13 protein-coding genes are annotated in these 17629 nt (G+C 62.9%); 3 read left to right on the top strand and 10 right to left on the bottom strand.

Annotation, left to right across the window (positions count from 1 at the left end):
- Positions 1-94: 94 nt before the first annotated feature.
- Both EN804_RS13745 and EN804_RS13740 read right to left on the bottom strand, forming a co-directional pair.
- Positions 95-2773, bottom strand: coding sequence for a CmcI family methyltransferase (locus tag EN804_RS13745; RefSeq protein WP_135883603.1), 2679 nt, complete (start codon positions 2771-2773; stop codon positions 95-97).
- A 14-nt stretch (positions 2774-2787) separates the two neighbouring features.
- Positions 2788-3546 (bottom strand): TylF/MycF/NovP-related O-methyltransferase, encoded by a 759-nt coding sequence (locus tag EN804_RS13740; RefSeq protein ID WP_135883602.1) that lies wholly within the window; start codon positions 3544-3546, stop codon positions 2788-2790.
- 139 nt (positions 3547-3685) lie between these two features.
- Here EN804_RS13740 and EN804_RS13735 point away from each other — a divergent pair, with 139 nt between their 5' ends.
- Positions 3686-4609: a class I SAM-dependent methyltransferase gene (locus tag EN804_RS13735; protein WP_135883601.1), complete on the top strand. Its 924-nt coding sequence runs from the start codon at positions 3686-3688 to the stop codon at positions 4607-4609.
- Between the two features lie 101 nt (positions 4610-4710).
- Here EN804_RS13735 and EN804_RS13730 read toward each other — a convergent pair whose 3' ends face one another.
- The 5 genes from EN804_RS13730 to EN804_RS13710 all read right to left on the bottom strand — a co-directional run bounded on the left by EN804_RS13730 (position 4711) and on the right by EN804_RS13710 (position 11092).
- On the bottom strand, positions 4711-5565 hold the full coding sequence (locus EN804_RS13730; protein ID WP_135915391.1) for a patatin-like phospholipase family protein: 855 nt from the start codon (positions 5563-5565) through the stop codon (positions 4711-4713).
- On the bottom strand, positions 5562-6938 hold the full coding sequence (locus EN804_RS13725; RefSeq protein WP_135919785.1) for a pitrilysin family protein: 1377 nt from the start codon (positions 6936-6938) through the stop codon (positions 5562-5564). Before EN804_RS13725 ends, EN804_RS13730 begins: the two co-directional genes overlap by 4 nt.
- A 2-nt stretch (positions 6939-6940) precedes the next feature.
- Positions 6941-8329, bottom strand: a complete 1389-nt coding sequence (locus tag EN804_RS13720) for a pitrilysin family protein (RefSeq protein ID WP_127869692.1) — start codon at positions 8327-8329, stop codon at positions 6941-6943.
- A 121-nt stretch (positions 8330-8450) separates the two neighbouring features.
- Positions 8451-9005 carry a 16S rRNA (guanine(966)-N(2))-methyltransferase RsmD gene (gene rsmD, locus EN804_RS13715; RefSeq protein ID WP_135919783.1) on the bottom strand — a complete coding sequence of 185 codons (555 nt, stop codon included), beginning with the start codon at positions 9003-9005 and terminating at the stop codon, positions 8451-8453.
- Positions 9002-11092: a pseudouridine synthase gene (locus EN804_RS13710; RefSeq protein WP_135919781.1), complete on the bottom strand. Its 2091-nt coding sequence runs from the start codon at positions 11090-11092 to the stop codon at positions 9002-9004. Before EN804_RS13710 ends, rsmD begins: the two co-directional genes overlap by 4 nt.
- A 180-nt stretch (positions 11093-11272) precedes the next feature.
- Here EN804_RS13710 and EN804_RS13705 point away from each other — a divergent pair, with 180 nt between their 5' ends.
- Positions 11273-11722 carry a nucleoside deaminase gene (locus EN804_RS13705; protein ID WP_127276748.1) on the top strand — a complete coding sequence of 150 codons (450 nt, stop codon included), beginning with the start codon at positions 11273-11275 and terminating at the stop codon, positions 11720-11722.
- 36 nt (positions 11723-11758) lie between these two features.
- Here EN804_RS13705 and EN804_RS13700 read toward each other — a convergent pair whose 3' ends face one another.
- The 3 genes from EN804_RS13700 to EN804_RS13690 all read right to left on the bottom strand — a co-directional run bounded on the left by EN804_RS13700 (position 11759) and on the right by EN804_RS13690 (position 16889).
- Positions 11759-12436, bottom strand: coding sequence for a hypothetical protein (locus EN804_RS13700; RefSeq protein WP_127276750.1), 678 nt, complete (start codon positions 12434-12436; stop codon positions 11759-11761).
- A gap of 371 nt (positions 12437-12807) precedes the next feature.
- The gene (ileS, locus tag EN804_RS13695; RefSeq protein ID WP_135919779.1) at positions 12808-15792 is read right to left on the bottom strand and encodes an isoleucine--tRNA ligase; all 2985 of its coding nucleotides are present in this window, start codon (positions 15790-15792) and stop codon (positions 12808-12810) included.
- Positions 15793-16076: 284 nt separating this feature from the next.
- Positions 16077-16889, bottom strand: coding sequence for a MipA/OmpV family protein (locus tag EN804_RS13690; RefSeq protein ID WP_135919777.1), 813 nt, complete (start codon positions 16887-16889; stop codon positions 16077-16079).
- Positions 16890-17066: 177 nt separating this feature from the next.
- Between EN804_RS13690 and EN804_RS13685 the strand changes: the two genes are divergently transcribed.
- Positions 17067-17621, top strand: coding sequence for an HdeD family acid-resistance protein (locus EN804_RS13685; protein ID WP_127869696.1), 555 nt, complete (start codon positions 17067-17069; stop codon positions 17619-17621).
- Positions 17622-17629: the final 8 nt, after the last annotated feature.

Raw genomic sequence — 17629 nt, 5'->3', positions numbered from 1 at the left:
CCCGGCCGTTCAATCATTCACGGAAACCGCTTCATCTGTTCTTCGATGCAATTTCGGACGAAAAGCCGTTGCTGACTCACAGTCAGGCGCGACCCTACGCCTTGCCGGTCGTCAGGGACTGTCGTTTGGCTTGCGGCCGTTTTTCAAACACGACGATGCTGTCATAGATGGAGATTGAATTCGTTGAATTGGTGAACGCATTCGCTGGCATCTCGCCGCGCACGTGGTGGGCATTGATCTCGTCGAGCTTTCCCTTGACGAATTCCATAAACGAACCTGGCCTGCGAAGCCCGCCGCCATAGTCTTCCCAATAGCTCGTATGCGTGTCTTCGACCAAATACACTCCGTTCGGCTGCACGTGCTGGTAGAGGTGCTCGAACGTCGCGATAACGTGGTCCATGATATGGCTGCCATCATCGATGACGATATCGATGGAGCCATATTTCTCGACGACGCGATCGAGTAGATCGGGATCGTCCTGACTGCCGATGAAAATTTCAATCTGCTCCGACTCGTGTGTCTTGCAGGCAGGGTCGATGTCGACTCCAACAATCCGCGCCCCTTCGCCGAAATAAGCTTGCCACATCTCGAGCGAGCCTCCTTTGTAGACGCCGATTTCAACAACGACCGGCTGTCTATTCCTGAACCTCTCGAAGTGACGTTCGTACACGTCAAAATAGTGCATCCATTTGTACATTTCCTTGCCGCTGTTATTCAAAAAGTACTGATGTAAGAATCCACCCATTGTGACCTCCTCGACCTCGCGATTTAATGCCGCCACCTGTTTTGATCGTGGTTTCCTGCTCTTTTTTCCGGCTAAGTTGGTCTTGAGCCGCGCGATTACCGGCTCCCATTCATTTGCAACCAAGCAAAGCGCACCCGCTGGATTTGCCTCGATCTCGGGAGAATCCATGTTTGCAAAATGTTTGCCCGCTTCGATGATCCATGAACGATCGTATCTGCCGCCCCCAAAGCCGGCCACCACGGTGAGGCCGGTCCCCGGCGTGGCGATGGTGAAGACGTCAAGTTCGGAGCGAAAAGCCCTTAGGGCCGAAACCAATTTCCAGACATCACCACGGTGGAATTGGGTGACTGGTGGAACCTGTTGCGGCGCTTCATCCAACGCAGCCGCACCATGCAGGAGCAACACCGAGCCACGGTCGCAGTGGCGTTCGAGGTTCGCAAAGTCGCGCAACCCCTGGTCGAAACTGTGCAAGCCGTCGATGAGCCCGATGGCGACCGGGCGGCCAGCCAGCAACGCATCCGCTCCGCCGCGCTCGAAGAAGGCATCACTGGTTTCCGGAACGATATGTGTTTCCGCACTGAGGGTTGCCGTAATGCGCGGATTGGGATCGATTCTGATTGCGAGCGTCGGAGCCTTGATACTGGAAAGCGACATGCCGTTACAGATGCCTATCTCCATCACGATGTCGGGTTTCAGCTCCGCGTAAAGACGCTCCAGCCAGTCATGATAGGAAGGCCCCTCCATCCGCATGCCGGCAGGTCCGGTATGGGCGCCTATGGCATTGGAGTTGAGGTCCAACGCCCTGCGGTACTGAACCTCAGCCTTCTCGTTCTCGCCAATGGCAAGGTACGCATCACCGATGGCGGTAAAATAGGCCGCGTCTCGAACCGGGTCATGCCGGGCAAGAATGCCGGCGAACGAAAGAAGGCGCGACGCTCCAAGCTCGACAGGCGAGGTGGCGCTTGCCATGCGAAGGATGTCCGCTGCCGCTCGGTAATTCCCGAGCTGAAATTGTCCTTTGGCCAAACCGACCAGCGTTGCTGCTGTGTGGTCCGTCGGCACGTCTTCTTCCAACGGCATTAATTGCGCCCTGAAGCCTGCGGCAACGGCAGGCGCGGCCCGGAATGGGGTCGCAATTGTAGCGCGCGCAAGGTGCGGCAGAATCGATTGGGGCAGCGAGCCCACGAATGCCGAAGGAACATGAAGGGTAAGGTCTCCCGGTCCCCGCAGGGCATCCCTTTCGGCCTTCCAGGCGGTCCAGTTCTTGCGCTGTTGTTCAATGGTTGCGTTGGTGGACACCCCGCCATGCAATTGGTGAAATGTGGCCTCTCCGAGGGTGAGGATCAGCTTAGCGTGCGGCAACCCCATCGCACGCTCGAGCGTGTCGAGGTTGACAAGGCCGCCGCCCGGATGGCCGAAGCGCTCGTCCATGCCGTCGATCGCCTGCCAGTTGTCCCGACTCATGAAGAGAGCATTGGCTTCGGCTATTGGCGAGAACCATGGATCGACCGACGATTCATCCATGGTCCCGATCTCGAACAACCGATACCCATCTTCTGGCCATCGAATCGATTGCAGGAGCAAATCCTCAATGGCTTTTGTATAGCCATTCCCGGCGGCGTTCGCCTGGACGTCGCTTCCAAGATACCAGCCAGGCGCGGCCACGACCGCCGTCGGCGCCATCCCAAGGCCTATGCGAGCGAAATGTACCAAACCCGGCGTCACCATCCGCGCGCCGTCGATCATCACGCCGATCTTGTCTCCCCTCGCCTCCATAATTCCACGATTGACGGCTGCCGCGGGCGAGGGTGACGCGTCATCCATGCGCAGCAGGCGAAAGTTCGGCCCATATTCCGCGATAAGGCTTTCGCTGACCGCAGATGGTGATCCGTTGTCGACGACGATGACCTCGTAGTCGTCGGCCGTCACGCCTTGCTGATAGGGCAATGCGAGTGAAAGCAGCGTTCGGGGTAGTTCTCGGGGAATGTTGTAGGCAACAACAACGACTGACACGAGGTCCTGCTTCATCGCGCCTCCGTGGCTCAGGTGTCGGCAACTGACTTTTGCCACCAACCGCCTGTCCAGTCTATCTCGTGCATCTGCGCGGTGATGTGGTTGCGTGCGCGGTACTCCTCGACCGCTTGCCGGCAGGTCGGAAGTGCCAGGTCATCGATGATCGCGAAACCGCCTGGCGACAGCCTTGGATAGAGCGCTTCAAGGCTGTCCATCGTCGACTCGTATAGATCACCGTCCAGCCGGATCAAGGCGAAGGGACCGGCTTCCAGACCCGGCAGCGTGTTGCCGAACAGACCTTTGACGAAGACCACCTGGTCATCCAGCAGGTCATAGGCGGCAAAATTCGCTTCAACCTGTCCCTGGTCGATCGCCAGTTGGCGGAACTCATGCAACCTGTCGCCCCGGTCGGCGGGAAAATTCTCAGGATCGGGCGGCGGCAGACCATCGAACGAGTCGGCGACATAGACCTTCCTGTCCGTGATCCCGTTGGCGGCCAGCACGCCGCGCATCAGGATGCAGCAGCCGCCGCGCCAGACCCCGGCCTCGATGAAATCACCAAGGACGTTCTCATCGATGGCGCGCTGGACGAGGTCACGTAGATTGGTCAGCCGCTTGATGCCCGCCATCGAATGGGCAACCGTCGGCCAATCGCGGCCGTTGAGCCGATCCTCGCGATTGAACGGTGTCGACTGGCCAACCTTCGAGGGATCCATGACCTGCGAACCGGAGCCATAAATTGTATTGGCAATGATCTTGATCAGCAGATCTGTATAAAGGCGGTTCATCGTCGACCTTTCGAGGTGTTTCGAGATATGCTGTTGCGGACTTCGAGCGAAAGTGCAACGGAGCTATAATCATTTTGCGACGGTCCAGCCAATAGCACCGAGCAAGCGAGCCGCAACCCAGTGCCAGGGAGCCACCTCAATGCCAACCGCCGATCAAGCGATGGGCATGATCGAAACGCTCGACATTGCCGTTTTCCAGATCAAGACCGAGAGCACCCTCAGTGACCGCAAGAGCTTCCTGCGGGTGCAGAACTTCGCCCGGTCGGTGCTTGGCCAGTATGTCTACCTCGAGATCGGCTCTCACCTCGGGGGAAGCCTGGTGCCGCACCTGATGGATCCAGCCTGCAGGGCGGTGATATCGGTCGACCCGCGACCCAAGGCGCAGCCTGACGAACGCGCCCAGATTTTTCACTATCCTGAAAACTCGGCGGCTCGAATGATCTCCGTGCTGTCGGACTATGTCCCCTCCGCAGCGATGGCCAAGCTTACCACAATTGACAGCGACGTTTCCGATGTGCGCGCCGACGCGGTTGACTCCAAGGCCACGCTTGCGCTGATAGACGGCGAGCACACGACCAGGGCCTGTTTTTCGGACTTTGTCGGCGTTTTGCCACTTATGAAGCCGGACTGCATCGTTTCCTTCCACGACGCTAACCTGATCGCGGACGCGATTGTCAATGCGGAACGCTTTCTCGATCATCTCGGCATCGCGCACGAAACAGTAATCCTTCCCGACACAGTCGCCGTCATCGGCCTCGGCCGTCTGGCATCTGCGGTCCGAGATCGGCTTCAACCTCACGCATTGGACCGGGAGACCTACCTGGATCGATCGCAACGGCAGCTGTGGTCTCACATTGCCAAGGTGCACTCTCCAACAATCCATGCCGAAATAGAGCGGCTGAATTCTGACAACTCAAAGCTGATCGAAGAGACTGAATGCATGCGAAAGGCAAGCCAGGACGCGCAGAGCCACTTGGCCGCCATAATATCCAGCACGACCTGGCGCGCATCCGCTCCCATACGTGCAGTGGTCGATCGCATTAAACGTCGCTTCGCGCGTTGAGCACCGAGCCGGAAAAGCCTGCGCATGTTCATAAATGAGCGCCCCGCACTGCCTTGAGCGGCCGCTTGTGCTCGAGCCCGACTGGCGCATTCCCAGAAGTATCACCCAGCCGCGCGCTTCCCCTTCCCGCGCCGCGCCTCCACCACCTTCTCCACCTCCCGCTTCAGCCGATCCTTGATGTCCGCCGTCTCGTTCATCAAGGCGTCGATCTTCAGGAAATCGAGCACCCGGTATTTGGACACCGCCGGGCGGACCAGTATGTCGGGCTGGCACTGTTTCAGCTTGTTGGCGATGATCGACTGCATCATCAGCTGCGTGGCGCCGAACATCAGGTCGACTGAGGTCGGCTGTTTGCGGTCGGCCTCTTCCGGCGCGCCGACCACGTCGACGCCGATGATGATGTCGGCATCCTTCTCGATCAGGTCGAACGGCACGGGGTTGTAGATGCCGCCGTCGATCAGCAGCCTGCCGTCGCGCGTCACCGGGCGGAAGACGGCGGGAATGGCGGCCGAAGCGGCAAGGGCCGAGTGCAGGTCGCCGTCGTCGAAGACAGCGAGCTTGTGGCCGAAATAGTCCGTCGCCGTCACCTTCAGCGGGATTTTCAATTCGGCGAAGGTTTCAGGAATGGCCTCGGGCAGGAACGCCTTGAGGATGCGCTCGACATTGAACTGGCTGACGCGGATGCCGTTTTGCATGGCCTCGGCGATCGTGCCCGGCCGCGCCCGCCACATGCGGCTCGCCACCTCGGCGCGGCGGCCAAGGATCGAGCGGGCATAGTCGTGGATATCCTTGCCGGTCATGCCGGAGGCCATGCCGGCGCCCATGATGGCGCCGATCGACGAGCCGGCTATCGCCACCGGCTTGATGCCAAGCTCGTCCAGCGCCTCGATGACATGGATATGCGCCAGGCCGCGCGCGCCGCCGCCGCCGAAAGCGATGCCAAAGGTCGGGCTCATCCCTTGCCGGCTCCCGCCAGTGGAGGCCCGACCACCATGATGGTCGGCTCCGCCGTCAGCAGCTTCTTCGCCGCCGCCTTGACCTGATCCAGCGTCACCGCGTTGATGTAACCGCTGCGGCGCTGCATGTAGTCGATGCCGAGATCGTCGAGCTGCAGCTCGACCAGCGTCGCGGCGATGGAACTCGACGAATCCAGATTGTTGATGGCATAGGCACCGATCAGATATTTCTTGGTCGCCGCCAGTTCGGCCTCGGTCGGGCCGTCCTCGGCCAGCCGCTTGACGACGTCGCGCACGATGCCAAGCGTCTCGGCGGCGCGGTCGGAACGCGTTCCGGTGGTGACGATCAGTGCGTCGGCGTGGTCCTGGTTTACCAGCGAGGAATTGACGCTGTAGGCCAGCCCGCGCTTTTCGCGCACCTCTTGGAACAGGCGCGAGGTGAAGGTGCCGCCGCCAAGGATTTCGTTCATCAGCGCGGCCGGGAAGAAATCCGGCGACGTGCGCTTCACGCCGGGCCACGTGAGCTGCAGCGAGGTCTGCGGCAGGTCGTAATTGACCTCGATATGCTGCGCCAGCCTGGGCTCGATATCGCCGACAGGGGCGAGCGCCTGGTTCGGCGGCAGATCGCCGAACACCATGTCCAGCTTCTTCTTCAGCGTCTCGGCGTCGATGGCGCCGACCACGGCGACATGCAGGCCGCCGCGCGCGAATACCGCCTTGTGCAGGGCCTTGAGATCAGCCTGAGTGATGGCGGCGACGCTCTGCCTGGTGCCCTGATCGGAGCGCGAATAGGGGTGGTCGCCATAGACGGCGCGCGCCCATCGGTTCTGCGCCACCGTGTCTGGGTCGTTTTCGTTGGCGATGATGCCGGACAGGACCTGGGCGCGGATGCGGTCGATAGGCGCCTGATCGAAGCGCGGCTCGTTGACCGCCAGCCGCAACAGGTCGAAGGCTTCGTCGCGCTGTTCGGCCAGCATGCGCATGGAGCCGTAGATGCCATCGCGGGTCTCGTCGAAGCTCATCTCGGCGCCGGCATCGTCGAGCCTGATTTGGAAAGCTTCCGAATCGAGAGTGCCGGCGCCTTCGTCGAACAGACCGGTCATCAGATTGGCCAGCCCTTCCTTGCCCGGCGGATCCTGAGTCGAGCCGCCGCCAAAGACGAGGCGGATGGCGACAACCGGCACGGAATAGTCCTCGACCAGCCAGGCCGTGACGCCCTTCGGCGAGGTGACGGACTGGATCTCCATGGCGCGGGCGGAAAGCGCCGGCAGGACCAGGAAGAGGATGGAGAGGAAGAGGGTCGCGAGGGCGTGCAGGGCCTTCCTTTCTCCCCTTGCGGGAGAAGGAAAAGCGCGGAGATGCTCGTTCATCATCATCAATTCCCCGCCTGTTGCTGCGGCAAGAGATAGCCTGACGTCGAGCGGGCCGGCACAAGATAGCGCGCGGCCACGGCCTTGACCTCGTCGGTTGTGACCTTGCGGATGCGATCCGGCCATTGCTGCACGTCCTGGACATTGCCGCCGGTGGCGAGCGTCGAGCCATAGATGTTGGCCATGGAATCCTGCTTGTCGCGGGCAAAGATCATCGACCTGACATAGCGGTCCTTGGCTTTTTCGAGCTCATCCGATGTGACGCCGTCGCTGGCGAGGCGCGCCACCTCCGCATCGACCGCGGCTTCGACGTCGGCCAGCTTGGCGTCGCCGCGCGGCGCGCCATAGACGGTGAAATTGGTGTCGTCGAGCATGGTGCCCTGGAAGTAAGCGCCGGCGCTGGAAGCGATGCCCTGCTTGACGACAAGCGCCTGGTAAAGCCGGCTGCGGTTGCCGCCGCCGAGAATCTCGGCGAGCAGATCGAGCGCTTCGGCCTCACCCGGCTTGGCGGTGTGATAGGAAGGCACGACCCATTGTGTCGAGAAACTCGGCACGCTGACGCGGGCGTCGGAGAGCGTGACGGTGCGCCTGGTATTCTGCTCCGGTTCGACCGGGCGCACCCGCGGCGGCAGATCCGGCCCGCGGGCCACCTTGCCGTAGGTCTTCTCGGCCAGCGCCTTCACCGTTTCCGGTTCGACGTCGCCGGCCACGATCAGCACGACGTTGTTGGGCCGGTAGTACTTGTTGTAGAAGGCGACGGCGTCGGTGCGGTTCAGCTGCTCCATCTCCTGCATCCAGCCGATGACCGGGATACGATAGGGCTGGTTCTGCCACAGTGTGGCATCGACCTCCTCGTCGAGCACGGCCTGCGGATTGTTGTCGATGCGCGAGCGGCGCTCCTCCAGGATCACGTCGCGCTCGGTCTTGATGACGTCGTCGGTGAGGATGAGGTTGCGCATGCGGTCGGCTTCGAAGCTCATCATCAGCTCGAGATCCGACGGGGCCACCGTCTCGTGGAAAGCGGTGTAGTCATAGGAGGTGAAGGCGTTGTTGGAGCCGCCAATGTCGGAGACGGCGCGATCGAACTCGCCGGCCGCGTGATGAGCTGTCGCCTTGAACATCAGATGCTCGAAGAAATGGGCGATGCCGGATTTGCCCGGCGGCTCGTCGGCGCTACCGATCTTGTACCAGACCATATGGGTGACGATCGGCGCGCGGTGATCGGGAATGACGACCACTTCCATGCCGTTGTCGAGCAGGAAATCCGTGACCTTGAACTCGGCCGGCAGAGTCTTGGGCGACGCAGAACTGTCGGCCAGGACAGGGCCGGCGATGAACAAGGCCAGCGAGGTCGCCAGCAGCGCCGGCCGCAGCCATTCAGTCCTGGATGTCATCGATGGCTCCGGTTTTCATGCAGCGACGATAGGCAAGGCGCTGGCGACAAGCAAAGTGAATTGTTGGTCATCTTGCCGTCAAAGGCGGCGGCAAAGAGGCCACTGCTGAAAGCGGGCCTATTCAGGCAGCCTCGATGAAGCGGATGACGGTCTCGCCATAGTTGCGCTCATCAAGCACGGAAAAGCCCGGGCCTGGCTGGAAGGGAATCGCCGCCGTCTCCTCGACCACGCAGAGCGCGCCGGGGCGCAGCCAGCCGCCATTCTTGGCGGACCGCAGGGCGCGCTCGCCAAGGCCCTTGCCGTAGGGCGGATCGGCAAAGACGAGACCGAACGGCGCCAGCGTGCCCGCCTCGCCAAGGCCGGTTGCATCGCGGCGGAAGATCTTGGTGCGTCCGGTCAGGCCGAAGGCCTCGACATTGTCGCGGATCAGGCCCCGGCCTTCGGCCGATTCCTCGATGAACACGCCATAGGATGCCCCGCGCGACAGGGCTTCCAAACCAAGCGCGCCGGTGCCGGCGAACAGGTCGAGCACGCGCGCGCCCTCCACTTGCCCGGCGAAGCGATGCGCCAGAACGTTGAAGACGGCCTCGCGGGTCCGGTCGGTCGTCGGGCGGATAGCGCTGCTGCGGGGCGTCGCCAGCGGACGCCCGCGAAACTCACCGCCGACGATTCTCATCTTGTGCGGGGACCCTTGGGGCCGCCGCGCGGCCGCTCACCGCCACCGGCGCCTCCTGGACGCTCGCCACGCGGCTTGCCGAATGGCTTCGCACCGCCTGGTTTGTCGGCGGGCTTGCCATATGACGGCTTGAACGAGGCCTTGCGCGCTTTGTTCTCGGCCGCCTTGGCCGCATCGGCCTCCGCCCTGCCCTTGCCGATCGGCCGGGCTCCCGGCGCCATCCAGACATTGGCCTTGCGCTGGCCGGGCGGCTCGATCGGCCGTTGCTCGCGTTCGGATTTCTTGCCGCCGCGAGGCTTGTCACCGAATCCGCCGCGCGGCTTGTCGCCGAAACTTCCACGCGGCTTATCGCCAAAGCCGCCACGCTCCGGTCGCGGACCGCGATCGCCGAAGCTCTTTTCTGCTCTCTCGCCTCTGTCGGGACTCGTCGACAGTTTGCCGAGCGCCTCGTCGCGGCTGCCTTCCCGGCGTTTGCGGTTCTTGATCAGCCCGCCCTCGCCGATCGGCCGTCGCTCGCCGTCTCGCGTAAACTTCGGCCGTTCGGGCTCGGCCTCGCGGACTTCGGTGCGCCGCACGGGCTGGTTGGAAAACGGTTTTGTTATCTCGGCGTCGAAATTGGCGCCGGATTCCTCGACCAGGCGCTCGCCAAGCTGGTCGCGCAGCACTCGGCCCTTGATCTCCAGCACATGACCTTCGGGGAGATCCTCGAGCTGGAACGGGCCGTAGGAGATGCGGATCAGCCGCGTGACGTCGAGGCCGAGCGCGCCGAGGATGTTCTTGACCTCACGGTTCTTGCCCTCGCGCAAGCCGATCGTCAGCCAGGCATTGGAGCCCTGCTCGCGATCGAGGCTGGCTTCGATGGCGCCGTAGAAGACGCCGTCGACGGCAATGCCATCGCGCAGGCCGGCGAGCGCGCTTTCCTCGACCTTGCCGTGGACGCGCACGCGGTAGCGGCGCAGCCAGCCGGTGGCCGGCAGTTCGAGCACGCGCGACAGGCCGCCATCATTGGTCAGCAGCAGCAGGCCTTCAGTGTTGATATCGAGCCGGCCGATGGTCATCAGCCGCGGCAGCTCGGCCGGCAGCACGTCGAAGACGGTCTTGCGGCCTTCGGGGTCGCGGTTGGTGGTGACGACGCCGGCCGGCTTGTGGAACAGGAACAGGCGCGTGCGTTCGATCGGCGGGATTTCCATGCCGTCGAGATGGATGATGTCATTGGGCATGACGTTGAACGCCGGCGAGGCCAGCACCCGGCCATTGACCTTGACGCGGCCGGCGGCGATCAGTTCCTCGGCATCGCGGCGCGAGGCGAGCCCGGCGCGTGCCAGCCGCTTGGCGATGCGCTCGCCGGCTTCTTCGGTTCCTTCGGCTGGTCGCGGACGTGGCTTGAAACCACCGCCCGATGCACCCTGGGGCCGATCACCGAAATCACGCTTGGGTCTGTCGCCTCCAAAGTCGCGCTTTGGACGGTCAGCAAAATCCCGCTTCGGACGATCTGTGAAATCACGCTTGGGACGGTCAAAGCGCTTTTCGCCGCCGTCGGCCGAAGCAGAAAACGGACGGTCGCCGCGCGGCGCGTAGGGTTTGCGCGGGCCTTCACGCTTCTCATAAGGCTTGCGTTCGCCTTCGGCCGCCATGGGACGGTCGCCACGCGAGGCATAGGGTTTGCGCGGCCCTTCACGCTTCTCATAAGGCTTGCGCTCGCCTTCGGCGGCGATCGGACGCTCGCCGCGCGGGGCATAGGGCTTGCGCGGCCCCTCGCGCTTTTCATAAGGCTTGCGCTCGCCTTCGGCCGCCATCGGACGGTCGCCGCGAGGCGCGTAGGGCTTGCGCGGGCCTTCGCGCTTTTCGTAAGGCTTGCCTTCTGGGCGCGGTCCCTTGCTGAACGGCCTGTCACCGCCCTTGAAGTCCCGCTTCGGCCGGTCCCCATCGGCGGCCATCGGCCGATCGCCACGCGGGGCATAAGGCTTTTTCGTACCAAAGGACGGCTTCCCGCCCTTGCTGGCGTCGCGGCCACGTGCACCTGCCGATTTCGGGCCACTCCTGCCCGGGCCGCCTTTGCGCGGAGATTTCTTGTCGTTGTCGTCCATGTGGCCTTTGTCCGTTTGCGCTGCTACAGCGTGGCACATCCGTTCGGCGCGCAACGAACGCTGTAGCATTTTTGATTTGGCGCATGATCATTCCCGAAAATCGAGTCCGATTTTCGGGTTGATGCGCTCCATAACAGGATCACCGCCGGGTGGCGAGGATATAATGGGAAGACAAACCGCTTGAAGAGGCCGGATTTCATGGCGCTGGCGCTGCAGGAGGCCGAAGCTGCAGCCTTGCGCGGCGAAGTGCCGGTCGGCGCGGTGATCGCCAATGGCGGCACGGTCATTGCCAGTGCCGGGAACCGCACGCGCGAGCTTGCCGACCCGACGGCGCACGCAGAGATGCTAGTGATCCGTGAAGCCTGCGGCAAACTCTCGAGCGAGCGGCTCACCGGCCACGATCTTTATGTGACACTGGAACCTTGCGCCATGTGCGCCGGAGCCATCTCCTTCGCCAGGCTGCGCCGTCTCTATTTCGGCGCCGCCGACGAAAAGGGCGGCGCCGTGGTCAACGGCGTACGCTTCTTCACTTCTTCGACCTGCCATCACACACCCGATATCTATCCGGGTATGGCCGAAACCGAAGCGGGCCTGCTGCTGAAGGATTTTTTCAGGGGGCGTCGAGACTGAGCCAAGGCCGCGCACGACAAGGCGGCGCGACTGTTCTTACAGCGACGGCAACCAGTCGAACCAGCCGCCCTTCTTGCCCTCGGCCTTTGCCTTGAGGCGGCGCTCCTTCTTGTACTCGTCTTCGCCGAGTTCGTTCTGGGGCGCGGCATCGGAGGCGACACGGTAGGGCAATGGCGGCTCGCTGAGATATTTACGCGTATTGGGGTCGCCCTGCTTGCTTTCGGCAAGGCGGCGCTGGATCTCGGCAGCGCGGCCCTTGTCGGAATCGGCGGGTTTCCACGCCGGCGGGTGGCTAGATCCTGATTCAGCCATCGCCCTTTTCACCGAAGCCGGATCCGTCTGCACGTCGTCGACGATCTCCGCCTGGTAGGCTGGGTCATTCTGGTGCGCGGTGGCGTCGGCGCGCAGGCGCGCGCGGCGCTGCTCGGGCGACTCGGGCCAGCCGGCGTTCGCCGTCTGAATGCTTTCCTGCGGGGCAGGCAGCGCTTCCTTCTGGCCGGGTGCCGGCTTCACCAGAGTGGGACGCGGCTTGTAGTCGATCGGGTCCTTGTGCTTCGGCGCGAAGGACACGGCGCCTGTCAGATCGCCGGCCAACTGTTCGGCAGCGGTCTTGTCGGTGCCATAGGTCGGAGAGCCCATGCAGCCGGACAAAGCGAGGCCCGATACGACAAGCGGCGCCAACAGCGCAAGGCGCGCGTTATATCTCTCGGTCATGCCAAAAAGTCCCACTCTAGACAGCCTCTCGATCGCACCGGCTTTGTATCCGGTCCCCATCTTGCAAGCACTTGCGACGGAAATCCGGCGACAATTTGTCTTCCGGAGTTTCGCGTGTTTACCTCAACCACTCGTTAAGGGCAACGCGCGGCCGGATCTCCACCGTTCGGCGTGGCATTTGTGCACTTCTTTGATCTGGTGCCTGTCGTTTGTCCCAAAACCGCTGCGCACTTTTGGGCGACAGGCACGCGCTTGATCTGGTGCCTGTCGTTTGTCCCAAAACCGCTGCGCACTTTTGGGCGACAGGCACGCGCTTGATCTGGTGCCTGTCGTTTATCCCAAAACCGCTGCGCACTTTTGGGCGACAGGCACTAGAGCCTTCCCAGCGCCTTCAACTCGTGCAGCACGGCGGCATCACGTGCCGAAACATCCGGGAATTCCGGATCCTGCCCGACATCGGCCGTGTAGCGCCAGGAACGCGCGCATTTGACCAGTCCGCGATCCTCCGCTTTCTCGACCACCACGGCGACGCCCTTGACATCGTCGAGGGCAAAGGCGGTTTGCGGCGCCTGGCCATGGGCAATGACCAGATCGCTGGTGATCGCCATTTCAGCCATGTCGACGTCCGATATCGCCGCCTCGAGCGCCGCGTCGTTGATCGTGACCACCGGTACAGCCTCCAGCGAGGAGCCGATCACCTTCTGGGCACGCGCAATCTCGAGCGCGCCGGTGACGACGCGGCGCACCTGCCTGACCTTGCGCCATTTCTCCGCCAGCGCCTCGTTCTTCCAATTCGCAGGGATGTGCGGGAACTGGTCGAGATGTACCGAGACCGCATCGGGATGACGGTCGAGCCAGGCCTCTTCCATGGTGAAGGGCAGCATCGGCGCCAGCCATCTCACCAGGCAGTCGAAGAGATGGCGCACCACCTGGACCGAGGCCTTGCGCTTCACGCTCGACGGGCCATCGCAATAGAGCGCGTCCTTGCGAATATCGAAATAGAAGGCCGACAGCTCGACCACCATGAAATCGAGCAGTGCGCGCGTGATGCGCTTGAACTCGAAGGCGTCGTAGCCCTGGCGCACCACCTCGTCGAGCTCCGCCAACCGGTGCAGCATCAGCCGCTCCAGCTCCGGCATCGTCTCCAGGGGCACGTCCTCACCATCGTCATGGGCGAGCGTGCCCAGCATCCAGCGGATGGTGTTGCGCAGCTTGCGATAGGCATCGATGTTGGTCTGCAGCACGTTCTTGCCGAGCCGCTGGTCTTCCCAATAGTCGGTCGTCACCACCCAGAGCCGCAGGATATCGGCGCCGGACTGCTTGATCACATCCTGCGGCACGACGGTGTTGCCGAGCGATTTCGACATCTTGCGGCCATCCTCGTCCATGGTGAAGCCATGGGTGACGACGGTGTCGTAAGGCGCCCTGCCCCTGGTGCCGCAGCTTTCGAGCAGTGAGGAGTGGAACCAGCCGCGATGCTGGTCGGAGCCTTCGAGATAGACATCCGCCGGCCACTTCAGGTCGGGCCGGTCTTCCAGGGTGAAGACATGGGTCGAGCCCGAATCGAACCAGACGTCAAGAATGTCCATCACCTGCCGCCATTTGGAGGCATCGTGATTGCCGAGGAAGCGCTCCTTGGCGCCGGGCGCGAACCAGGCGTCGGCGCCCTCCGCCTCGAAGGCGTCCATGATGCGCTGGTTGACCGCCTCGTCCTTCAGCACGTTGCCGTCCTCGTCGGCGAAGACGGCGATCGGCACGCCCCAGGCGCGCTGGCGCGACAGCACCCAGTCGGGGCGCTCCTCGATCATGGCGCGGATACGGTTCTGGCCGGCGGCCGGGACAAAGCGCGTCTCGTCGATCGCCTTCAGCGCGCGGCTGCGCAACGTGGTGCCATCACCGAGGTCCTTGTCCATGTAGACGAACCATTGCGGCGTGTTGCGGAAGATGACCGGCTTCTTCGAACGCCATGAATGCGGGTAGCTGTGCTTCAGCCGGCCGCGCGCGAACAGCGCGTTGCGCTTGATCAGTTCGTCGATGACCGCCTGGTTGGCGTTGCCCTTCTTGCCGTTGTCGTCGATGACGCGCGCTGGTCCGCCTTCGCGGCCCGGGCCAAAGCCCGGCGCGTCCTTGGTGAAGAAGCCGGCATCGTCGACGGTGAACGGGATCTCGGTGTCGATGCCGCGTTGGCGCAGCGCCGGCGCGGCATCCATCCAGGCATCAAAGTCCTCGCGGCCATGGCCGGGAGCCGTGTGCACGAAGCCCGTGCCGGCATCATCGGTGACATGCTCGCCGGCGATCATCGCAACCGGGAACTCGTAGCCGCCACCGAGGCCCTTGAAGGGATGCGAAAGCACAAGATTTCCAAGCTGTTCTGCGCTGATGCCGTGAAGGCGCTTCAACGTGACCTTGGCCTTGGCCTGGCTTTCCTCGGCCAGGGCATCGGCAAAGATCAGCTTCTCGCCCGGCTGCGGGCCAAACGCATTCTCGGCCGCCGTCACCTCGTAGAGGCCATAGGCGACGCGCGGCGAATAGCTGACGGCGCGGTTGCCAGGGATGGTCCATGGCGTCGTCGTCCAGATGACGACATGGGCATCCAGCAGGTCAAGCGAGCGCCCGCTCAGGTTCGGATCGAGCTCCGCCGGCTGCCCGTCCACAACACTGGCGAGGACGAGATTGGCCACCGGAAACTTCGCCCAGATCGTGTCGGACTCGTAATCCTGGTACTCGATCTCGGCCTCGGCGAGCGCCGTGCGCTCGACGACGCTCCACATCACCGGCTTCGAACCGCGGTAGAGCTGGCCAGACATGGCGAATTTCAGCAATTCGCCGGCGATGCGCGACTCGGCGTGGAAGGCCATGGTCGTGTAAGGGTTCTTGAAGTCGCCGATGACGCCAAGCCGCTGGAACTCGCCACCCTGCACCGAGATCCAGTGCGCGGCGAATTCACGGCATTCCTTGCGGAATTCGTTGACCGGCACCTCATCCTTGTTCTTGCCCTTGGCGCGGTACTGTTCCTCGATCTTCCATTCGATCGGCAGGCCGTGACAATCCCAGCCGGGCACATAATTGGAGTCATAGCCGCGCATCTGGAACGAGCGGGTGATGACATCCTTGAGGATCTTGTTCAGCGCGTGGCCAATGTGGATGTTGCCGTTAGCGTAGGGCGGGCCGTCATGCAGCACGTATTTCGTGCGCCCGGCCGCGCTCTCGCGCAGCTTGCGGTAGAGGTCCATGTCCTGCCAGCGCTTGACAAGCACGGGCTCCTTCTCGGGCAAGCCGGCGCGCATCGGAAACTCCGTCTGCGGCAGGTAAAGGGTCTTGGAATAGTCGATCGTTGATTGGTTTTGGTCGGTCATTGGTCTGCCATGTGCATGCCGGGCCACGTGGCTTGCGGCTTGGAATTTTACTTTATACGCATGCCGTTTTCCCAAACCGGGCCACTTCTGGGCGACATGCCTTGATGATCTGGAAAAGCGCGAGAGGCCGCGCGCAATAGTCCCGGCTGCTCCAACAGCCTTCAGGCTGCCGGGAACACCGGGCTGGTAATTCGTATCGTCGGCGCGCGAAGGCGCGAAAAGCTCGTCATTGCTGGGCTTTTAGCGGAGAAGAGCGCAGGAATAAAGCGTCTCGTTCGATTCACTTACATCTTGAAGTCGAAGCGATAGGTGGTCGACACGCCGACCATGAACTGGTTGCGGTCGCCGCGCTCCTTGACCAGGCTGGAATCGGCCGCCGGACCCTCGAGGCGCGAATATTCGCCAAACAGGCTGGCGGTCATCGGATCGGTCACCTTCCAGGTCACGGCGCCGCCGAGGCCGACGGATTTCAGGCCGCCGCCGGGATTGTACTGGCTCAGCCCCGAGGCCACGGCTTCCCGCGCGTTGACGCCATAGTAGGCATCGAAATAGTTCGCCGAGGCAAAAGACACGCGTGGGCCGCCCGAAATCCTGACCGTCGGCGTGACGTCGTAGAAAGCATCGGCGGCGATATCAGCGACAAAGCCATTATGGGCACGGATGCCGTGCCGCAATTCGGCACGTGCGCGCATCCAGTCCGTCGGGTAGAATTCGAAGAAGCCGCCGACCTCGCCGCCCCAGCGCACCGGGTCCAGCCCCTTGAGTTCGTCGGCATCGCCGTCGTCACGCGAGAACAGGAACTTGCCGGTCAGGCCGGCACGGACACCGCCATCGTCGACGAGCGCCAGCGAAATATTGTCGTTGCGGGACGTGAAACGCGCCTGGGGACCGGCCTTGCCCAGCGAAATGATGGGCTGGGCGCTCAGCATGTACTTCTTGCCGCCCTCGAAATTGGGCGCCACCATGCCGGTCGCGCCGACCATCAGATACCAATCGCCGGACAGCGAGCCGAAAGCGCCATCGCCGGCCTCGGCCGCGCCTGACGTAGCCAGCATGACGGTAGCCAAGGCTGCAGAAATCTTCCCGACCGGACTCATGGCCACTCCACTAACGCGATACGGCGACAGCTTTGACGAGGCTTTGGTAAAATTTGATTTAAGGACGAGACAACCGGCTCGCATTGCCTGCACCATCGCGTCCGCGACCGGCTGGACGCGGGTTGGCGCCGAGGGTAACGTCCTTGCATGCTGGCGGCCCTCAATGGAGGCATGGACATGACCTTGCACGGCGATACTCTGAAGAACGCGATCGGCCAGACGCGCGACAAATGGGGATGGTTCGTCGGCCTGGGCGTGGTGCTGCTGATCCTCGGCGGCATCGCCTTCGGCAATCTGTTCATCGCCACGGTGGCTTCCGTCTATGTCGTTGGATGGCTGATGCTGGTGGCCGGCATCATCGAGATCATGCATGCTTTCGGGGTCAAGACCTGGGGACGCTTCTTCTACTGGCTGCTCAGCGGACTGCTTTATGCGGTCGCCGGATTCTTCGCTTTCGACAATCCGCTGCTGGCCTCGGCGGTGCTGACCTTCCTGCTGGCCGTCGCGCTCGTCGCTTCCGGCGCGCTGCGGGCCTGGGTCGGCTACAGCCACCGCCCGGAGCGCGGCTGGGGCTGGATTGTCGCGGCGGGTCTCATCAGCGTGCTCGCGGGCCTGATCATCGCCATGGGCTGGCCGGTCAACAGCCTGTGGGTGCTCGGACTGTTCCTGGCGATCGACCTGATCTTCCAGGGCTGGACCTTCATCGCCGTCGGTCTTGCATTGAAGAGGTAGGAACTCGC

This window comes from Mesorhizobium sp. M8A.F.Ca.ET.161.01.1.1, from assembly GCF_004792105.1.
Lineage (GTDB): Bacteria > Pseudomonadota > Alphaproteobacteria > Rhizobiales > Rhizobiaceae > Mesorhizobium.
The sequence above is the reverse complement of the archived record's forward strand: the minus strand, read 5'-3'. Positions and strand labels throughout refer to the sequence as shown.

Bases quoted from the DNA above. Each gene is read 5' to 3' on its own strand.
- EN804_RS13735 (WP_135883601.1), top strand. From the start codon at position 3,686: ATGCCAACCGCCGATCAAGCGATGGGCATGATCGAAACGCTCGACATT.
- ileS (WP_135919779.1), bottom strand. From the start codon at position 15,792: ATGACCGACCAAAACCAATCAACGATCGACTATTCCAAGACCCTTTAC.
- EN804_RS13745 (WP_135883603.1), bottom strand. From the start codon at position 2,773: ATGAAGCAGGACCTCGTGTCAGTCGTTGTTGTTGCCTACAACATTCCC.
- EN804_RS13725 (WP_135919785.1), bottom strand. From the start codon at position 6,938: ATGATGAACGAGCATCTCCGCGCTTTTCCTTCTCCCGCAAGGGGAGAA.
- EN804_RS13710 (WP_135919781.1), bottom strand. From the start codon at position 11,092: ATGGACGACAACGACAAGAAATCTCCGCGCAAAGGCGGCCCGGGCAGG.
- EN804_RS13720 (WP_127869692.1), bottom strand. From the start codon at position 8,329: ATGACATCCAGGACTGAATGGCTGCGGCCGGCGCTGCTGGCGACCTCG.
- rsmD (WP_135919783.1), bottom strand. From the start codon at position 9,005: ATGAGAATCGTCGGCGGTGAGTTTCGCGGGCGTCCGCTGGCGACGCCC.
- EN804_RS13730 (WP_135915391.1), bottom strand. From the start codon at position 5,565: ATGAGCCCGACCTTTGGCATCGCTTTCGGCGGCGGCGGCGCGCGCGGC.
- EN804_RS13690 (WP_135919777.1), bottom strand. From the start codon at position 16,889: ATGAGTCCGGTCGGGAAGATTTCTGCAGCCTTGGCTACCGTCATGCTG.
- EN804_RS13700 (WP_127276750.1), bottom strand. From the start codon at position 12,436: ATGACCGAGAGATATAACGCGCGCCTTGCGCTGTTGGCGCCGCTTGTC.
- EN804_RS13685 (WP_127869696.1), top strand. From the start codon at position 17,067: ATGACCTTGCACGGCGATACTCTGAAGAACGCGATCGGCCAGACGCGC.
- EN804_RS13740 (WP_135883602.1), bottom strand. From the start codon at position 3,546: ATGAACCGCCTTTATACAGATCTGCTGATCAAGATCATTGCCAATACA.